The sequence below is a fragment of the Shewanella sp. MEBiC00475 genome, assembly GCF_005234075.1.
Taxonomy (GTDB): Bacteria; Pseudomonadota; Gammaproteobacteria; order Enterobacterales; family Shewanellaceae; genus Shewanella; species Shewanella polaris.
Genome location: NZ_CP039928.1, coordinates 151,104 through 170,434, shown reverse-complemented (window position 1 = coordinate 170,434; position 19,331 = coordinate 151,104). Strand labels below are relative to the sequence as shown.

At 41.0% G+C, this 19,331-nt stretch carries 18 protein-coding genes; 9 read left to right on the top strand and 9 right to left on the bottom strand.

Going from position 1 to position 19,331, the window contains the following annotated elements; all coding sequences use genetic code 11:
- The first annotated feature begins 36 nt into the window (after nucleotides 1-36).
- The 6 genes from FCN25_RS00735 to lpxM all read left to right on the top strand — a co-directional run bounded on the left by FCN25_RS00735 (nucleotide 37) and on the right by lpxM (nucleotide 6,868).
- Nucleotides 37-387, top strand: a complete 351-nt coding sequence (locus tag FCN25_RS00735; protein WP_137221074.1) for a DUF3802 family protein — start codon at nucleotides 37-39, stop codon at nucleotides 385-387.
- Nucleotides 388-440: 53 nt separating this feature from the next.
- A complete protein-coding gene (locus tag FCN25_RS00730) occupies nucleotides 441-1,328 on the top strand; it encodes a RimK/LysX family protein (RefSeq protein ID WP_137221072.1) in 888 nt (295 codons plus the stop codon).
- 598 nt (nucleotides 1,329-1,926) lie between these two features.
- Nucleotides 1,927-2,910, top strand: coding sequence for a phenylalanine--tRNA ligase subunit alpha (gene pheS, locus FCN25_RS00725; protein ID WP_137221070.1), 984 nt, complete (start codon nucleotides 1,927-1,929; stop codon nucleotides 2,908-2,910).
- Between the two features lie 15 nt (nucleotides 2,911-2,925).
- The gene (pheT, locus tag FCN25_RS00720; protein ID WP_137221068.1) at nucleotides 2,926-5,313 is read left to right on the top strand and encodes a phenylalanine--tRNA ligase subunit beta; all 2,388 of its coding nucleotides are present in this window, start codon (nucleotides 2,926-2,928) and stop codon (nucleotides 5,311-5,313) included.
- 3 nt (nucleotides 5,314-5,316) lie between these two features.
- Nucleotides 5,317-5,616, top strand: coding sequence for an integration host factor subunit alpha (gene ihfA, locus FCN25_RS00715; RefSeq protein ID WP_137221066.1), 300 nt, complete (start codon nucleotides 5,317-5,319; stop codon nucleotides 5,614-5,616).
- Between the two features lie 316 nt (nucleotides 5,617-5,932).
- On the top strand, nucleotides 5,933-6,868 hold the full coding sequence (gene lpxM, locus FCN25_RS00710) for a lauroyl-Kdo(2)-lipid IV(A) myristoyltransferase (protein ID WP_137221064.1): 936 nt from the start codon (nucleotides 5,933-5,935) through the stop codon (nucleotides 6,866-6,868).
- A gap of 105 nt (nucleotides 6,869-6,973) precedes the next feature.
- On the opposite strand, the gene hisIE is transcribed toward lpxM, so the two are convergent.
- From hisIE to hisG, 8 genes are all read right to left on the bottom strand, one after another.
- Complete coding sequence (gene hisIE, locus FCN25_RS00705) at nucleotides 6,974-7,600, bottom strand: bifunctional phosphoribosyl-AMP cyclohydrolase/phosphoribosyl-ATP diphosphatase HisIE (RefSeq protein ID WP_137221062.1); 627 nt, start codon at nucleotides 7,598-7,600, stop codon at nucleotides 6,974-6,976.
- Between the two features lie 58 nt (nucleotides 7,601-7,658).
- Nucleotides 7,659-8,432, bottom strand: coding sequence for an imidazole glycerol phosphate synthase subunit HisF (gene hisF / locus FCN25_RS00700; RefSeq protein ID WP_137221060.1), 774 nt, complete (start codon nucleotides 8,430-8,432; stop codon nucleotides 7,659-7,661).
- A complete protein-coding gene (gene hisA, locus FCN25_RS00695) occupies nucleotides 8,414-9,151 on the bottom strand; it encodes a 1-(5-phosphoribosyl)-5-[(5-phosphoribosylamino)methylideneamino]imidazole-4-carboxamide isomerase (protein ID WP_137221058.1) in 738 nt (245 codons plus the stop codon). Before hisA ends, hisF begins: the two co-directional genes overlap by 19 nt.
- Nucleotides 9,148-9,810 (bottom strand): imidazole glycerol phosphate synthase subunit HisH, encoded by a 663-nt coding sequence (gene hisH / locus FCN25_RS00690; protein ID WP_137221056.1) that lies wholly within the window; start codon nucleotides 9,808-9,810, stop codon nucleotides 9,148-9,150. Before hisH ends, hisA begins: the two co-directional genes overlap by 4 nt.
- 9 nt (nucleotides 9,811-9,819) lie before the next feature.
- Entirely contained in the window at nucleotides 9,820-10,887 is a 1,068-nt protein-coding gene (gene hisB / locus FCN25_RS00685; protein WP_137221054.1) for a bifunctional histidinol-phosphatase/imidazoleglycerol-phosphate dehydratase HisB, read from the bottom strand.
- A 96-nt stretch (nucleotides 10,888-10,983) separates the two neighbouring features.
- Nucleotides 10,984-12,072, bottom strand: a complete 1,089-nt coding sequence (hisC, locus tag FCN25_RS00680; protein ID WP_137221052.1) for a histidinol-phosphate transaminase — start codon at nucleotides 12,070-12,072, stop codon at nucleotides 10,984-10,986.
- A gap of 77 nt (nucleotides 12,073-12,149) precedes the next feature.
- Complete coding sequence (hisD, locus tag FCN25_RS00675; RefSeq protein WP_137221050.1) at nucleotides 12,150-13,439, bottom strand: histidinol dehydrogenase; 1,290 nt, start codon at nucleotides 13,437-13,439, stop codon at nucleotides 12,150-12,152.
- 5 nt (nucleotides 13,440-13,444) lie between these two features.
- Entirely contained in the window at nucleotides 13,445-14,344 is a 900-nt protein-coding gene (gene hisG / locus FCN25_RS00670) for an ATP phosphoribosyltransferase (protein ID WP_137221048.1), read from the bottom strand.
- Nucleotides 14,345-15,154: 810 nt separating this feature from the next.
- Here hisG and FCN25_RS00665 point away from each other — a divergent pair.
- Nucleotides 15,155-16,057 (top strand): diguanylate cyclase, encoded by a 903-nt coding sequence (locus FCN25_RS00665; protein ID WP_137221046.1) that lies wholly within the window; start codon nucleotides 15,155-15,157, stop codon nucleotides 16,055-16,057.
- On the opposite strand, the gene FCN25_RS00660 is transcribed toward FCN25_RS00665, so the two are convergent.
- Nucleotides 16,044-17,387 (bottom strand): hypothetical protein, encoded by a 1,344-nt coding sequence (locus tag FCN25_RS00660; protein WP_137221044.1) that lies wholly within the window; start codon nucleotides 17,385-17,387, stop codon nucleotides 16,044-16,046. The two genes, FCN25_RS00665 and FCN25_RS00660, sit on opposite strands and share 14 nt — an antisense overlap.
- Nucleotides 17,388-17,579: 192 nt before the next feature.
- Between FCN25_RS00660 and FCN25_RS00655 the strand changes: the two genes are divergently transcribed.
- The gene (locus tag FCN25_RS00655; protein ID WP_137221042.1) at nucleotides 17,580-17,927 is read left to right on the top strand and encodes a Fis family transcriptional regulator; all 348 of its coding nucleotides are present in this window, start codon (nucleotides 17,580-17,582) and stop codon (nucleotides 17,925-17,927) included.
- A 372-nt stretch (nucleotides 17,928-18,299) separates the two neighbouring features.
- The gene (locus FCN25_RS00650; protein WP_137221040.1) at nucleotides 18,300-19,301 is read left to right on the top strand and encodes a permease; all 1,002 of its coding nucleotides are present in this window, start codon (nucleotides 18,300-18,302) and stop codon (nucleotides 19,299-19,301) included.
- Nucleotides 19,302-19,331 lie beyond the last annotated feature (30 nt).

The following is a 19,331-nucleotide window of genomic DNA, read 5'->3' as shown; positions in this document are numbered from 1 at the left end:
TTTTCAGTTAAGTTGTATTAAAAAAGGTGGGATAAAATGGTTACCGACAAAGAAGGGTATATGCATTTAGTTCAGTATTTAACTGAACATTTAGGGCTTTTTGAGGCGTCTGAGAATAATGCGGCTACAACTGAAACTGTTATGGAACTGTTTGAAGAGCAATTGTCTGCTCAGATCATTATGGTATGTGGTCAAAATCCACAATTATCATTTGCGCAGCGTAATATGGTGATTCGAGAAGTTGATGCAATAGTATACGATCTGGAAGAGATTTTAGCCTCTGTCGCTAATCAGCAAGCCACAGCTGAACAAAGTATCTTTATTACTGAATTTTCTGGCTTGATTAAAAATTTATTTGATCAAGAAGTTGATCATTTGTCGCGATAAACGCACATAAACTGACCGCTATTGAGGCGATTTGTGGATTTTTGGGATTGATCATGTTTAAAAAAATTGTGATTTCTGCTGTGTTGTGTTTGCTGTCTATGTCGGTGTTTGCAAGCAATAAAACGACCATTGTTGGTCAAGTTGAAATGATGACAGTGGCAAAATCTGGATTAATGTTTCAAGCCCGTATGGATACTGGTGCAGTGAATACCTCTTTGCATGCTGTCGATTTAAAAATTATTGGTGGCACATCAAAAAAGATGAAAAACAATATTGGTAAAGTTATTGAATTCACGACTGAAAATGAAAAAGGTGAAAAACAACGAATGCAGGCTGAGATTGTCAGCACCTCTTCGGTTAAAAACTCCCAAGGTACTGAAACTCGTTATATGGTGAAATTAGATGTTGGCTTTGTCGGAAAGCAACACAATGTCCATGTCAATTTGCGTGATCGTAGCCACATGAATTACAAATTACTCATTGGACGAAACTTCTTAAGGCGCGGTTATGTTGTCGATGTATCTCATAAAAAGCTCATAGGTCCGATTGCTGATCTAAGCGTTAAACAAACAGGTTTGATGTTCAATACGCGTATCGACACCGGAGCGGTTGAAAATTCATTGCACGCCGTTAATATTCATGTTGAAAAAGAAAACAAAACAGACATGGGAAACAACATCGGCAAAATGATCACTTTTACCACCGAAAATGAAAAAGGTGAAAAAGTGGAGGTGCGCACAAAAGTTCGAGGTACTTCACTTATCCGTAATGCTCAAGGAACAGAAGCTCGTTACATGGTGCGATTGAGTGTTGGTGAACCGGGTAAGGAATTTCTAGTCGACGTTAATTTAAAGGACCGCTCTAAAATGGGCTATAAATTATTGATCGGCCGTAACTGGTTACAAGGTCATTACTTGGTAGATGTGTCGAAGAAACATTAATTTTTAAGATAACGGATCCCAACAATACCGCTCACACAGAGCGGTATTTTTTTATCTTCTTACCCATTTCTGCGAGTTAATGGTCATCGGCTATAGATTTAGTCAGCCTCGGTTTATCGATAATCACAACGATAAAATGATAACGTTAAATATCAATAAATTATATTAACAATATAAATGAGTTACTTCCCTCAATGAACATATTGAATAGGTGAAACTAACAAATATCAGAATCTTTGAATGGTTTGAACTTTCTCACTTTGGACTTGATATTTTTACTGTTAAATAATGCCAGTTTTTTGTTGCTAGTGGGCAAAAACAGCTTTGTTGTTATTTAAGAATGATGGGTTATGAGCAATCACGGCTAATCTAGAAGAGGAAATTGCAGGTAAATACAACTATTTGCCATTAAAAATACCAATAATGACTAGTAAAATGGTAGTCGCTAACGTAAAATTTCACTCTTTATTTTTAACCTTAGTTTTAGCTCTTTGTGGCTTTTGACAAGAGTTAAACTACCGCGTCGTCACTATCGATTTTAATATAGTAGACCAGACGCCCAATCGCATTGATATGCACAAATGCAGTGGATGATAACATGCAGCAGTTAACCGAGATCGTAGAACAAGCCTTAGAGGTCATTGACAAGGCCAGTGATCTAAAAACATTGGATGATATCCGTGTCGAATACCTTGGTAAGAAAGGTAAAATCACTGACATGATGAAAATGATGGGATCATTAAGCGCAGAAGAAAAACCTGCCTTTGGTCAAGCCGTCAATCAAGCTAAACAAGCCGTACAACAAAAGTTGACTGAGCGTATTGACGGATTAAAAGCATCGGAACTAGAAGCGAAATTAATTGCTGAAAAAATTGATGTAACTTTACCCGGTCGTACCTTAGAAATCGGTGGTTTACATCCGGTTACGCGTACCATTGAGCGTATTGAAACTTTCTTTGGGGAACTTGGTTTTGTGGTTAAGCAAGGTCCTGAAATTGAAGATGATTTCCATAATTTCGATGCGTTAAACATATCTGAACATCATCCTGCTCGTGCCGACCATGACACTTTTTACTTTAATCCTAAAGTGATGCTACGCACCCAAACATCGGGCGTACAAATTCGCACGATGGAACACGAAAAGCCACCGCTGAGAATTATATCTCCAGGCCGTGTTTATCGTAACGATTACGACCAAACTCATACGCCAATGTTCCACCAAGTTGAAGGCTTAATGGTTGCAGAAAACGTCAACTTTGCTGAACTTAAAGGCATTTTGCATGACTTTTTACGGAACTTCTTTGAAGAAGACTTAGAAGTACGTTTCCGCCCATCTTACTTTCCATTTACAGAGCCTTCTGCTGAAGTAGACGTGATGGGGAAAAACGGTAAGTGGTTAGAAGTATTAGGCTGTGGCATGGTGCATCCAAATGTATTGCGTAGTGTGGGGATCGACCCTGAAAAATACTCTGGTTTTGCTTTTGGTATGGGTGTTGAGCGTTTAACCATGTTGCGCTACGGCGTAAATGATTTACGTGCCTTCTTTGAAAACGATTTACGTTTTCTTAAGCAATTCAAATAACGGAGCAAAAATTAGATGAAATTCAGTGAATCTTGGCTTCGTGAGTGGGTTAACCCATCAGTAAGTCGTGACGAATTATCACACCAAATTACCATGGCCGGTCTTGAAGTCGACGGTATCGAATCAGTCGCGGCTGACTTTAGCGGTGTGATCATCGGCGAAGTGGTTGAATGTGGCCAACACCCAGATGCAGACAAATTACGGGTCACCAAAATTAATGTCGGCAGCGATGAGCTTATCGATATCGTTTGTGGTGCACCAAACTGCCGTTTAGGCTTAAAAGTTGCTGTAGCAATGGTTGGCGCTGTGTTACCTGGCGATTTTAAAATTAAAAAAGCTAAGTTGCGTGGTCAACCGTCAATGGGCATGTTGTGCTCATACGGCGAGTTAGGTATGGACATCGAAAGCGATGGCATTATTGAGCTACCTCAAGATGCACCAATCGGTGTCAATGTTCGTGAATTTTTGCAATTAGATGATGCCATTATTGATGTTGATTTAACCGCTAACCGTGCTGATTGTTTAGGCATGGCAGGTCTTGCTCGTGAAGTTGGTGTATTAAATCGCCAAGCAGTGACAGAGCCTTCTTGGGAAGCAGTAACGGCCACCATTGACGCGCCATTTAGCATTAATGTTGTTGCACCAGATTTATGCCCACGTTACTTAGGTCGTGTGGTTAAAAATATCAATGTTAAGGCTGCTACACCATTATGGATGCAAGAAAAATTGCGTCGCAGTGGTATTCGTTCAATTGATCCAATCGTTGATATCACCAATTATGTGTTGATCGAATATGGTCAGCCAATGCATGCGTTTGACTTAAATACCTTAAACGGCGGAATTACCGTGCGTTTAGCTGACGGTGTTGAAAAGCTAACCTTGCTTGACGGCAACGAAATTACCATACCTAGCGATACCTTAGTGATTGCTGATGATAAGCAAGCTGTAGCGCTTGCGGGTGTGTTTGGTGGCGAAAGTACTGGCGTGAATGAAAACACTCAAGACATTCTTTTAGAGTGTGCATTCTTTGCACCATTAGCCATCATGGGTAAATCTCGTCGTTTAGGCTTACACACAGACGCGTCACACCGTTTTGAACGTGGTGTAGACCCTGAGTTGCAACATAAAGTTATGGACCGTGCTACACGCCTTGTATTAGATATCTGTGGTGGTGAAGCAGGGCAAGTGATTGAGACTGTGTCTGCAGAGCACTTACCACAAGTGGCTAACATCACTTTACGTCGTAGCAAGTTAGATAAAACCTTAGGTCATGTTATTCCTGACTCAGACGTGGTTGAAATTCTAGAGCGTTTAGGTTTTAGCGTACAAACCACCGGTGATGTATGGAATGTAACAACAGCAACTTACCGTTTTGATATGGCGATTGAAGAAGATTTAATCGAAGAGGTTGCCCGTATTTACGGCTACAACAATATTCCTAATACCGCTCCCCAAGCGGCGTTAAGCATGCCAGAACACAATGAAGCGGATATTTCGTTAAAGCGTGTGCGCAGCATTTTTGTTGCTCGTGGTTTTCAAGAAGCTGTTACTTACAGCTTTGTAGACCCTAAGATGCAGAATATTGTGCATCCTGGCGAAGAAGCCATGGTGTTGCCAAACCCGATTTCTATCGAAATGTCAGCAATGCGCTTATCAATGTTTACGGGATTATTGACAGCAGTTGGCTATAACCAGAGTCGTCAGCAAAATAGAGTACGTTTATTTGAGACCGGTTTACGCTTTGTTCCTGATGCGCAAGCAGATTCTGGTGTTCGTCAACAAGCTATGCTGGGCGCGGTTATTTCTGGTGTTCAAAACGAAGAACATTGGTCAATGGAATCGAAAACTGTCGACTTCTTTGATTTAAAAGGTGATTTAGAAGCAATAATCGGCTTGACAGTTGCCTCAACAGAATTTAGTTTTAGAGGGGCAACACATCCTGCGCTGCATCCAGGTCAATGTGCTGAAATATTAAGAGATAATCGAGTCATTGGTTACATCGGCGCTGTCCACCCTAGTTTGGAAAAGCCGTTTGGACTCAATGGAAAAACAATTGTTTTTGAGTTAGAACTGGATGCATTATTGCACGCCCGTTTGCCGCTAGCCCAAGCTGTATCTAAGTTTCCTGCTAATCGTCGCGACATTGCGTTAGTAGTAGATGAAGCAGTTTCTGCCACTGATGTTATGAATTTGATAAGAAAAGTTGGCGAAAATCAGTTGGTTGGCTTAAACTTGTTCGATGTATACCAAGGTAAAGGTGTTGAGGCTGGCAAAAAGAGCCTCGCTATCGCACTTACATTACAAGACACTACTCGTACACTTGAAGATAAAGATATTACTGAAACTATGGATTCAGTTGTATCGGCTCTAAAGACCGAGTTCAACGCATCGTTGAGGGATTAAAGTATGGCACTTACCAAAGCCGAAATGGCAGAACATCTTTTTGAAACATTAGGCATTAACAAACGTGTGGCTAAAGAGATGGTCGAGTCTTTTTTTGAAGAAATTCGTGAAGCACTCGAAAGTGGTGAGCAGGTCAAGTTATCTGGCTTTGGCAACTTCGACCTTAGGGACAAGAATCAAAGACCGGGAAGGAACCCGAAAACTGGTGAAGATATACCTATTTCTGCACGCCGTGTTGTTACCTTCCGTCCAGGACAGAAGTTAAAAGCACGAGTTGAAGCAGCAAACTTGGGTAAAAAATAACTCATTAGTTAATATGCCAATCCAATTTGGATCTGTATCACGAAGAGCCACTCTTAATTGAGTGGCTCTTTTGTTTTTAAATTTTATTCGTTAAACCCATCATTTTATAGCAGTTAGCTTGTTCAGATTGTCATTACTCGGTCAGAAAAATTGCGCATAAACTGTTTTAAAAATATGAAAAGCACACTAGGCGATACTGATGTTTGATGTTGTTTAAGATAATTTCTATTTCACACATATTAATCCCTAGTATAATGACATTGTTATAATATTATTTTTTCACCGTGGTTCACGGTCAGTTTATTCGGAGTTTCTTTTGGCACGACAAGCAAAACATTTTGATACTCGTTTTAATAAATCATTATTACATCCTCGTTATTGGGGATCATGGTTAGCCATTGGCGTGCTATTTTTCTTTGGTGCACTTCCTGCAAGTGTACGTGATCCCATTGCGAGATTATTGGCTCGAGGGGTATTGATCGTTGCTAAAAAGCCAATACGAATAGCAAGAATTAATATAACTCATTGTTTTCCAGACATGTCGCCTGAAGATGTCGATTTGTTAATTAAACAAAATGTTGAGTTGTTTGTTATTACATTATTATCGCAGGCCGAGTTGCTTATTCGTTCTAATGCTCATCTAAAACGCCGGATCCAATGCAATGGCTTTGAGCATATTCAGGCCGCACGAGATGCCAAACAGCCGATTATTTTTATCATGCCTCATGTATGGCCTATGGAGTATGCTGGCCTTAGAGTCAACATGGACATTCCAATTGTGACTATGGCCAAGGCGCACAAGAATGGATTATTCAATTGGTTCAGTAACCGAATGCGCAGTAGCCAAAATGGCCGAGTATATATGCGTGAAGCAGGGATCAGAGCCTTGTTGGCCGAGTTAAAAAAAGACAATAGTTTTTTCTATTTACCGGATGAAGATTTAGGCCCAGATCACAGTATATTTACACCTTTTCTCGGTACTGTTAAAGCCACATTGCCAGTTGTTGGGAGGTTAGCTCATGCAGGCAACGCGCAAGTCATGCCCGTTAAGATTGGATACGATCAGCAAGCTAAACAGTTTATTATGACAGTGATGCCTGCGATTAATCCTGATGAAATGGTTGGCAAAGAGAACGAAGCTATCGCGCTAAATAAAGCGGTTGAGCAAGTGATTAACGCTTACCCCGCACAATATATGTGGTTTTTGAAATTACTCAAAACCCGCCCACCAGGTGAAGAAAATCTTTATTAACAATTACCTTATTGATGATATTTTATTAATAATAAAAAAGACGCCGCGGCGTCTTTTTTTATGTTAACTCGCTATTCTAGCAGCTAAAAAAGTTGCTTAAATGATTTAAGACTTGGTGGCTTTATTATGGCGATCCAATAAATTCTTATTGATATCTGCCATCGACAAACCTTGGTCTTCAAGTAGCACGATTAAGTGATACATCAAATCAGAGGCTTCATTAACAAGTTCTTCCTTGTCATGAGTTGCTGCTGCAAGGGCGGTTTCAAGACCTTCTTCACCCACTTTTTGGGCCATACGTTTAGTACCACGCTCAAAGAGCGATGCGGTATAGCTTGAGTCTGCACTTTGACCTTTACGAGAAATAATCAACTTGGTCAGATTATCAATAAAAGGGTGTGCGTTGCCATCTGACCAGCAGCTTTCAGTACCAGTATGGCAAGTTGGGCCGTTAGGGATAACTTGCACTAAAAAGCTGTCGTTGTCGCAGTCTTTGTCAATAGCAATGAGATCAAGTGTGTTACCAGAGGTTTCGCCTTTGGTCCACAAACGTTGTTTAGATCGACTAAAAAAGGTGACTTGTTTAGTGGCTAAGGTTTTTTCTAATGCTGCTTGATCCATGTAACCTAGCATGAGCACTTTGCCAGTTAGGTGATTTTGTACAACAGTAGGGATTAATCCTTGTTGTTTTTCCCAGTCCACGTTTGTGCTATCAAATGTAATGCTTGTCATGTGTAATCTCTTATTTGGTGAGGCTATATTTTTTGGGTTTCGTCGTTAAAGCCTAAGCTTATAAACGAATCGCAATGTGATTGGCGTGCAAATATTGCTTTAGCTCACCAATATCTATAATGCCTTTATGAAATACGCTTGCAGCTAATGCTGCATCAACTTTGGCGAGTTCAAACACGTCTTTAAAGTGTTCCATAGTACCCGCACCGCTTGAGGCTATTAACGGTACATCGCAAATGGCGCGTACTATGCTGAGTTGTTTGATGTCATATCCGCCGCGCACGCCGTCTTGGTTCATGACGTTTAATACTATCTCACCACAACCGCGTTTTTGCACTTCTTCGACCCAATCTTGGGTATACCACTGGGTATCTTTAGTCGCGGTTTCATCACCGGTAAACTGTTTTACTTTATAACTATCACTGGCGGCGTCGTAAAATGAGTCAATGCCAATAACAATACATTGGCGGCCAAACTCATCTTGTAGGCGTGATATTAAACTTGGGTCGCTTAATGCAGGCGAGTTAATTGATATTTTATCAGCGCCAAAGGCCAATTTTTCGCGGGCTTGCTCAATGGTTTTAATACCTCCGGCAACACAAAATGGAATATCAATTTGTTCTGCAACGCGGCTAACCCAAGACTTATCAATGACTCTGTCGTGCGCACTGGCGGTAATGTCATAAAACACTAATTCATCAGCACCTTCTTCGGCATAACGGGCGGCGAGGGGAACGATGTCTCCAACAATTTCGTGATTGCGAAACTGCACGCCTTTAACCACTTTACCTTCGCGTACATCAAGACACGGAACTATGCGTTTGGCCAGCATTGTATTGCCTCCTCAACGGTAAATTGATTAATCAATAAAGCTTTGCCGATGATAATACCTGAGGCTTTACTGTCGCGTACCGCAGCGACGTTGTCGAGGGTTGCAATACCGCCAGAGGCTTGCCACAGAATGTTTGGATAACTTGCCGCTAACTCAGTGTAAAGTTCGGTATTAGCGCCAGTTAAGGTACCGTCACGGCTAATATCGGTCACTAAAGCATGCTTAAGGCCGACCGTTTCAAATTCGGCGACTAATGACTCTAGTGATTTACCGCCACCAGATTGCCAGCCCGATACTGCGACAATTTTTTCGCCTTCATCGTTAATGTTGACGTCCAGCGCTAAACAGATTGCATCACTGCCGTATTTTACAAACCAACTTTTAACCAGTTCAGGCTCCTTAACGGCAAGCGAGCCTATAACTACACGCTTAACACCAATATTGAGGAGCTCGGCAACTTGCTCTTCGCTACGAATACCACCACCAACTTGAATATCAACATCAAGTCCAGCGGCAAGTTCAGCAATTAATTGGGTTTGACGTTTATTAGGATCTTTAGCACCCGTTAAGTCGACGATATGCAGCAGTTTTGCCCCTTGGGCTTGGTAAGATTGCAACTGTGCCAGCGGGCTTAAGTCAAAGGTGGTTTGTTTGTCGTAGTCACCTTGGTACAAACGCACCACTTGGCCGTCAATTAAATCAATGGCAGGAATAATCACTGTGGTGTCCTCATGTTTAACCCCATCTGTAAAAAGTTCTGTAAAATTTGCGCGCCCACTTTGGCACTTTTTTCTGGGTGGAATTGCACCCCAAAAAAATTGCCTTTACCAATGGCGGCACTGAATGATTCTCCATATGTGCTGCTGGCTAAAGTATATTCGCTGATTGGCGCACGGTAGCTGTGAACAAAATACACGTAGCTGCCATTTTCTATGCCGACAAATAATGGGTGATCGCTCACTTCGATTTGATTCCAGCCCATGTGGGGCAAAGGTAAGCCTTTGCTGTCTAAGTCGCCAATGTCAGTGGGCACTAGCCCTAAGCAGGCGATGTTTTGCTCGCTACGGCCGCCATGTTCATTAGACAAAGATGCTAGCATTTGCATGCCTAAACATACGCCCATAACTGGCTGCGTTAAGCTTTTAATTAGCTCTATTAGGTTCTTTTGTTTTAGGGCGTCCATAGCCGCACCAGCGGTGCCAACACCTGGCAGTACCACTCTTGCAGCGCTGCGAATAACATCAAAGTCAGCGCTGACAATCACATTCGCTTTTAGGCGCTCAAAAGCAAACCGTACTGAGCTTAAATTGGCACAACCGGTGTCAATAATCACCGTAAGATCATTGGCAGCGTTTGAAGCATTAGATACTTGTGTCACATGAACTCCTTACAGCACACCTTTGCTTGATGGCAATATGTCACCTTCAACTTTCACCGCTTGGCGAAGTGTACGGCCTAGCACTTTAAATAAGGCTTCAACTTTATGGTGATCGTTATCGCCTTGTGAGCCAATGTGTAATGTGCAGCGTAGGCCATCAGCAAATGAGCGGAAGAAATGTGGCACCATTTCGGTGGCCATCTCTCCGACCATTTGACGGTCGAAATCAGCACTGAACTTAATGAATGGACGACCAGAAATGTCCATGAGGCATTCACCGCTGGCTTCGTCCATTGGTAAGCTAAAACCAAAACGGGCGATACCACGTTTATCACCTAAAGCTTGGCGAATTGCATCACCAATTGCTAATGCCGTGTCTTCTACGCTGTGATGGTCGTCGATTTCTAGATCGCCGTCGACATTCACATCCATTCTAAAGTTACCGTGGGTTTGAATTTGATCAAGCATGTGGTCAAAGAAACCAATTCCGGTTTCAATTTCACCTTTGGTTTGACTATCAAGATCGATGGTGACTATGATGTTGGTTTCTTTAGTGGTGCGAACAACAGTCGCAATACGGCCTTTACTGAGTAAAGCATTGGCAATATCGTCCCAGTTTAAGCTGTCACGTTGGTATTTAAAGCTTTTAATGCCCATGGCATTGGCGAGTTCAACGTCAGTGTCGCGATCGCCAATGACAGCAGAAGTCGTAAAGTCGACTTTGCCTTGGGTTAAATAGTCTTTTACTAGACCTAGCTTCGGTTTACGGCAGCTGCAGTTTTCGTCATTAAAGTGAGGACAAATCAACACATTATCAAACTTAACCCCTTGGCTTTCGAATATTTGCATCATCATGTCGTGCGGTGCATCAAAGTCTTCTTTTGGGAAAGAAGGCGTGCCCAAACCATCTTGATTACTGACCATTACGAGGCGAAAGCCCGCTTTTTGTAATTTAAGTAACGCTGGAATAACTTGTGGTTCAAACACCAATTTAGCCAAACTATCTAGTTGCTTATCGATTGCTGGCTCTTCAACTAAGGTACCATCGCGGTCGATGAATAATATGTTCTGTTTCATGTTCACTGCCTTAAATAGGGTGTAAATTTATTAGTATTAATTTAAGCGTTTATCAATCTGTTGTTCACTCGGTCTGTCGAAGCGATTTTTTGCACGCTATGCTACTGACTCAGAGAGACTTTTTTCAAACAAAGCGATAATCAAATTTGTTTGTTGTTCATTGGTAAAGCTAAAGCGAATTGCGTCAGCAAGACGCGGATCTTTATAGGCGCGAGCGACAACACCTGAATCACTTAAGCGTTTAGCGGCAGCCCCGACATCGTCAAATTTAGCTAGCACGTAGTTGCCGTTTGCTGGTAGCACTTTGGCACCATAAGCCTGTAGTGCATCACTTAAACGTTTACCTTGTGCAACTAACGTCGCTACTTGAGTTTGCATGGTGTCAATACCATCTTGGCTTAAGGCTTTAGTCGCAAGCTCTGATACTGGTAACGGCACTGGGTACGGCGCGATTACTCGCATCACTAAATCTATAATCTCATCATTAGCGAGCATAAAGCCACAACGAGCACCGGCCAACGCAAACGCTTTAGATAAGGTGCGTAACACAACGAGGTTAGGGTACTTACCCAATAAATCAGCCACGCTGTAGTCAGGGCAAAATTCAATATAGGCTTCATCTACCACTACAATTGAATTTGGTGCCGCTTGAATCGCTTGTTCAATTTTATCTTTAGCAATAACGGTTCCGGTTGGATTATTTGGGTTACAAATAAACACAATTTTGGCATTGTCTATTTGTGCTTTTTTAATAAGGGAAGGCCAGGCATCCGGTAATTGATAGTCATCGGTTAAACTTAGCGCCGTAACCGCCACATTAAAAGTTGCTGCGCTAATTGAATACATACCATAGGTCGGGCCAAAACAAACAATACTGTCGACACCAGGGATACAAAATGTACGTATGAGTAATTCAATTGCTTCGTCTGCACCACGGCTGGCAATAATATTACTCGCCTTAACGCCTGAATAACGGCTGTAAGCATTGATGAGTTCAGGAGGCTGGCACTCTGGGTAACGATTTACTTTATCAAGATCGCTATTATTAAATGGCGATTCGTTAGCATTGACCCAAATATCACCTCTACCGCCGATACGTCTGGCACTTTCATAGGGTGTTAACGTCAGTAATTCGGGTCTTGCTAACGTGTTTGGATTAAAAGGCGCTGCTAGGGTCTGACTCATGGCTATGCTCTCTACTTTTTTCTATATAAGGTGTTAACTCATCACTTCAGTTTCAGCTTAAAGCTCAACAATAGTCCCTATTGCAAACTGGCTAAACGAATGGCGATAGCATTTTTATGAGCATCTAACAGTTCGTTTACAGCTAATACCATGACACTTTGACCTAAGGTTTGCAGTCCTTGTTTGCTGAGCTCTTGCACCGTAAAACGACGACTGAAATCGGCCAATGACAAGCTTGATACCGAACGGCTATAACCATAAGTTGGTAAAACGTGGTTGGTCCCACTCGCGTAATCGCCAACAGACTCTGGTGTATAAGCGCCTAAAAACACAGAACCTGCGCCGCGCACTTGCTTTAGTACTTCACGAGGCGCGGCTGTTTGAATAATTAAATGTTCTGGGCCATATAAGTTAGATACTTTAGCGGCTTGCTCCATATTACTGACAATAATGCTACGGCTGCATTCTAGTGCTGATGCGGCAATATCTTTACGGCTCAATTGTGCTAATTGCTCCGTTAAGGCTTGGTTTACTTGTTCTGCTAGTGTTAATGAGTCAGTGACTAACATCACTTGTGAGTCAACGCCGTGTTCAGCTTGTGACAGTAGATCGGATGCCACAAAAGCAGGGTTGGCATCTTTGTCGGCTATAACGAGTACTTCCGACGGACCTGCTGGCATGTCTATAGATACGCTAACACGGCTGTCTTGTGAGACTAAACGCTTTGCTTCTGTCACGTAGCGATTACCTGGGCCAAATATTTTGTCTACGTTGGGTACTGATTCGGTACCAAAAGCCAGTGCCGCGATGGCTTGTGCTCCACCAACTTGGAAAATATCGGTAATACCACAAACATTAGCGGCATAAATAATCGCATCATTAATCGGTGGTGGACTGACTAATACCCGTTTGCCGCAGCCAGCTATTCTTGCCGGTAAGGCCAACATCATTACTGTAGAAATTAATGGTGCGGTGCCACCGGGAATATATAATCCGACACGTTCGATAGGCTCGCTTCTGAGTTCACAACGAATTCCCGCTTGAGTTTCGATATCTACACCTTGAAACACCTGCGCTTTATGAAACGTTTCAATGTTAGCTACTGCTTGCGCTACCGCTTGCTTCACGTCGCTACTGACTCGTGAACATGCGGCACTAATTTGCTCTGCAGTTAATGCCAATTCAGTAAGATCAACGCCATCGAATTGCTGGTTAAATTTCAGTAAGGCTGTATCGCCTTGACTGTTAACTTGCTCAATAATGTCGCGAACACCTTGCAAGGCACTGGCATCCCCAATGAGTGGAGAACGTGCCAAGGTTTGTTGTTGCTGCTCTGTAGATAAAGATGCCCAATTGAGAATTTGCATTTGTGTTACCCCATCATTTTTTCAATAGGCATGACCAGAATTGAGCTTGCACCTAATACGGTCAACTCTTCCATTGTGTCCCAGAATAAATCTTCAGTACTGACAACGTGGATAGCCACACGATTAGTGTCGTCATTGAGTGGTAATACTGTTGGGTTTTCAGCACCAGGGAGTAGGGCAACGATTTGATCTAAGGTTTCAAGTGGGGCGTGCAATAAGATGTATTTACTTTCACGAGCACGGATAACACCATTAATACGAGACAAGATTTTGTTGATAAGAGCTTGTTTTTCAGTAGATTGAGTTTTATTTGATTGAATGATGCACGCCATTGAACGGTAAATTACTTCGGTTTCATATAAGCCATTAGCTTCAAGGGTGGCACCAGTTGATACTAAATCACAAATACCGTCTGATAAACCTGCGCGAGGTGCGACTTCTACGGAACCTTTAAGCATACAGTCGCTGTAGTTTATGCCTTTTTCTTGCATAAAGCGGCGCAGTAAGTTCGGGTAAGAGGTGGCGATACGAAGACCTTCAAGAGATGTTGCATCTTTATACGCAAACTCATTGGGTACCGCTAATGATAAACGACATGAACCAAAATCTAACTCACGCAATTTACTGCATTCAGCGGGTTTGCTTGCTAGTTGACGCTCAATTTGCTCTTCTTCAAGTACGTTTTCACCGATAATGCCTAGGTCAACAACACCGTCCATGACTAAGCCTGGAATATCATCATCACGAACGCGTAATAAGTCGATTGGCATGTTGTCTGAGTGTGCAATCAAGCGTTGCTCATTAACGTTAAATTTAACGCCACAGCTTCTAAGCAACTGTTGAGACTCTTTTGATAAACGGCCTGATTTCTGGATGGCAATACGTAAACGCTTTGATTCACTCATGTGATACTTCCTTAATGTATTAAATATAAAATGTTGTAAATTTAAAGCTTAAATAAAAAAATAAATTTAGAAAAACAAAAAACCCCTGAAATTCCTTCCAGGGGTTTATGTGAAATATTGTTCACCACCAGAAGGATAACGTCCTTCGGCAGTAAGCATCCGAAGGCTACCGCAAATGGTGATGATGGTGGAATGTAGTCACTTGGATGTTCATGGTAATTCTCTTTATATAATCTTAATTAATTCAGTTTTGATGAGGTTTTATGCACTCATTTATGTCGTGTTTAGCGACTTGCAGTTAACTTAACCGCATTTATGCTTGTTTGCAAGAGCAGATAAAGCATTAATGTCATTTTATTACGAATTTTTTTGCATAAGATGTGAATTGTTGTTTGTTGTAGCCAATTAGCTATTAAGGCATCATTAAAAATAAAATGGATTAACAGTCGAATTGTTAATGGTCTTGGGTATTAAGCTCGGGCTATTGTTTGTCAGTAAATGATTTTGAGAGGTCAAAAAATACAAAGGTTACACTTTAACGTAATGACGCCCTCTTATTTAGAACTTTACATCAATTAAGTTAAAGGTATTGATTAATCGGTTGATTTTTATGCAGCTAGAGCTATGTGTTAGCCATTTATTGAATGAATAAACTATGCTTTGGTGTGATGAAGCCTTATCAGCATCGACTTTACACATCGTAATGGTTAGATCGTATCGTTATAAGTCATTGAATTTATTAAACACTGCTTATAAGCTGGCGTTTATTACGCTTTATTAATTAAACTAACTTCTCGAGATATGAACAGTATGAAGACCTTTGATCTTGTGGCGCTTAGAGATGTTATGGATTTAATGCTTGATGCTGTTTGTGTGGTTGATAAAAAAGGTGACTTTGTCTTTGTCAGTGCAGCATTTGAAGATATTTTTGGCTATACCCCTGATGAAGTTATTGGTAAGCCTATGATTGATCATGTTTATCCCGATGATGGTGAAGTAACGCTTAATGTTGTGAAAGGTTTATTGAACGGCAACCTTCAACCTCGTTTTGAAAATCGTTGGGTCCGTAAGGATGGCAGCATAATCCACGTGCTGTGGTCTGCTCGTTGGTCTGAAGATCACCAGTTTAGAATCGCAATTGCCCACGATATAACTGAGCGAAAGCTAATGGAGCAACAACTTCATTATATTGCAGGACACGATCCATTAACTGAATTACCCAATAGGGCATTGTTGTTTGGACGTTTACAAACGTCGCTAGGATTAGCTCGTCGTGAAGGTTGTCATCTTTCATTGTTATTTATTGATATTGATGGGTTTAAACATGTAAATGATAGTTACGGACATCTTGCCGGTGATAAGTTACTTAAGATTATTGCCCAAAGGTTAAATGCTTGTGTTCGTCAAACTGACACGGTAGGACGTTTTGGTGGTGATGAGTTTGTTGTGGTGTTAAATGGAATTGATTTGTTTGATGATGTACTTATTATTGCGGAAACTATCCGTGTAGAACTTGAGAGACCTTATCAAATAGATAGGCTTTATTTGCAACTTTCACCGAGCATTGGTGTTGCTCGATACCCTGATAACGGTAAAGATGAGCAGCAATTACTTAAGCATGCAGATCAAGCAATGTATAGAGCAAAAATTGCAGGTGGAAATCGAGTTGAGGCTGTTAAGCAAACTATAAAACAGCCATTTATGGGTAAATAATATTCGATGATGTTAGCTGCAATTGGATTTGATTGCTTATCTCGACTTTTTGACTGGCAGTTAATTGGGTTGAGTTATCTATGGCCGATAATGCCGCACGTTTATCAAAACTACTCCACACATTAACGGTACTCATAATGGACTCAAAGCGGGTCGTAACATCATTAATACGTTCGGATACATTAAAAGCTTGTTGCGGATCGGTTTGGCTTAGTTGAGCCGCGCGTTGATTAAAGGCAATGTCTTTATTGTCGTCAGATAGTGAATTAATAACTTGAAAAAAATCACTTTCAGATTTTTCCGCGAGGGCGTAGCTAGCATTGATAATAATATCTCGTTGAACATTGGTATCGTAATTATCAATTCGCGCTAGCATCATATTGGGTTCCACACTGGCGATTTCAGCTAAGGCACTGTTAAAATAGTCCTGATTTAAATCATAGGCTTGCTTTTGATTGTTTAAAAACACTAAAGCCGCCTCGGGATCTGTTTCTGCCATTTTACGCGAAATAATAAATACCCCACTGGCACGCTGTTCAACGGCAATACTATCTAACCAATCAATAGCCTCTTGGGTATTCTTTTCAACTAACTGATACACCATTGACGTAATCAAGTAATTAGTCGACTCATTTAATGGCAAGGATGAAATTAAATTTGCAGCTTCATTTGGTGACTGTTCAATATAATAATACATGGTATTTAAGTACATTTTTAATGTTGATTGGGTTTCCGGTTGCTGTTTTAACCATTCAAATGCTGCTATTGCATCATTGCTAGCCCATGAGTCAATAATTGACATCATTATTGATGACTTCATCGGCTCAGCTGCCAGGAGTTCAATATCGCTTAACGCCTGTTGCGGATTAACTGATGCTAAACCCCTTAAATAACTGTCGAGTAATGATTCATATTGTTGTGTCGACTTAAACTGTTCTAGCCATGACATTACGTTGGTAAATTGCATTTTTCCGGCAATTTCTAAAATTAAACCATATAAGTCTTCATGTTCAGTCTCTTGAGCAACGAGTAATGCTTCCAGAGGATCTTGCTCTGCCAACTGCATAATGCGAAAAATCGACATGTAAGGCGTTTCATCTGTGTTTAATGAAGCTTTAAACGCTTCTCGGTCATGAGCTTTTTGGCTAGGGGCTTTGCTTGACGTAATCGAAGAGTTGGTTTGTAATACTGATTCAGCAGTATTGGTTTGTATTGTTTGGGTGATTATTCCAAGGTTGTCAGCTGCAACGGTAGTCTCATTAGGCCAGATAAGGGGATAACTGATAAACCCAATACCCCAACTTATTACCACTACAATTAACCATTTCATTATTGCTTTTCCTTAAGCTTGCTCTTACTGTCTTCGTTCAAATCACTCTTAGTTGTTATACGTTATTATGATGTTGTTAATATTGCAATGAATAGTTCAATACTTGATGTGATAGAATAATTTATAACTTATTAACTTTTAACATAAATTCACATTTTTATCTTAGGTTTATGTGGTCCAAAGCGAGTAATAATGCGTAAAACTGACAAAAAAATAGACAATCAACTAAGACAAGGATTAACCCTTGTGTGCGATCATTCAATCGAGGTTTATCCTGGTTTTGCATGGATTACCCATAAAGTTGATTACACTGCATTTCCTAAAAGTTTACATATTGTTTGTGTTTTCGATACTGAGCTGCAACTCAGGCAGTTTAATCAGGAAAACCATAAAACGACTTTATTAAACTTGATTAAACGTACACTCAGTCAATTTGATATTGACCTTAAAGACATCAGTCAGCATGTGAGCTTTGATACCGAAACGGCTTGTGAACAGCAACATAATGGTAACTGGGCGTTGCGCTTAAGTGGCCTGTAGCATTGAAATAAACTGCCTCTCTACGCCGTACTAATGTCTACTACAGAGACTGTTTGACCGTATTGATGAAGTATTACTTACTAATATGTTGTTTAAGACACATTAGGCTGCATCAACTTGGCTCATTGCTCAGTATCCACTTAGTTCTATTGTGACAGCAAAATTAATCCAAGCTATAGCTGTAATATGCTAATTAAAAAAGATTTCAATCATCGTAAGATACAAACTGTCTAGTCTATTAAGCAAATCATAAAATGTTAATTACTATCGTCTCTGTTTCATCCTACCATCCACAAAATCGAGATCTAACTCTAATCTCGTATCGTTAAAATCCGTTATCTTTGTACTAAGTAAGTTTTGAGGTAATGAGTTATGTTTCAGCTCTTTTCTGATTTTGCATCTTGGCTGGTTTTCAGTGTAATAGGGTTGTCTGCAGAGACTAAACTCGGCGACGCGCTACATTTTTTTGTTGAAGATGTGACTAAAATTTTTGCCTTACTTTTGATAATGATTTATCTCATCGCCTTATTGCGGGCGTCGTTAAATGTGGAGCGTGTCAGGGATTATTTAGCCTGTAAACATAGAGGATTAGGTTACTTAATGGGATCTGGCTTTGGTGTAGTGACGCCATTTTGTTCTTGCTCGAGTATCCCGGTATTTTTAGGTTTTACGTCTGCAGGGATCCCTTTGGGGATCACCATGAGCTTTTTGATTACCTCACCTTTAATTAACGAGGTAGCGATATTATTGTTGATGAGTTTATTAGGGCTTAAGTTTACCTTACTTTATATTGTCGTTGGCATGAGTGTGGGTATGTTAGGCGGTTTCTTTCTCGACAGCATTAAGGCTGAGCGTTGGCTGCAATCGTTTGCGGCTGAAGCGTTAAAGCGTGGTCAGAAAAAGGGCGGTGAAGCAACGATTGCTGATGGTGCCAATGCGCAAAAAATGTCGTTCCCACAAAGACACCAGTTTGCCAAAACTGAAATGCTGGATATTTTTGGCCGAGTGTGGAAATGGGTCATTATTGGTGTCGGTTTAGGCGCAGCATTACACGGTTTTGTACCAGATGGATGGATTGGCGAGCATTTGGGGGACGGACAATGGTGGTCAGTTCCTGCTGCGGTATTGTTGGGTATTCCACTTTATTCCAATGCGACGGGGGTTATTCCGGTTATGGAAAGTCTGATTATTAATGGTCTACCGATAGGAACTACATTGGCATTTTGTATGAGCACGGTTGCAGCCAGTTTTCCTGAGTTTATTTTGTTAAAACAAGTGATGCAATGGCGTTTGCTGGCAATATTATTTTGTGTGTTATTAGTAGCATTCACTCTCGTCGGTTGGATCTTTAATGCGTTAGCACCGGTATTATGATTTTTTATCAACATCAACATCAACAACATC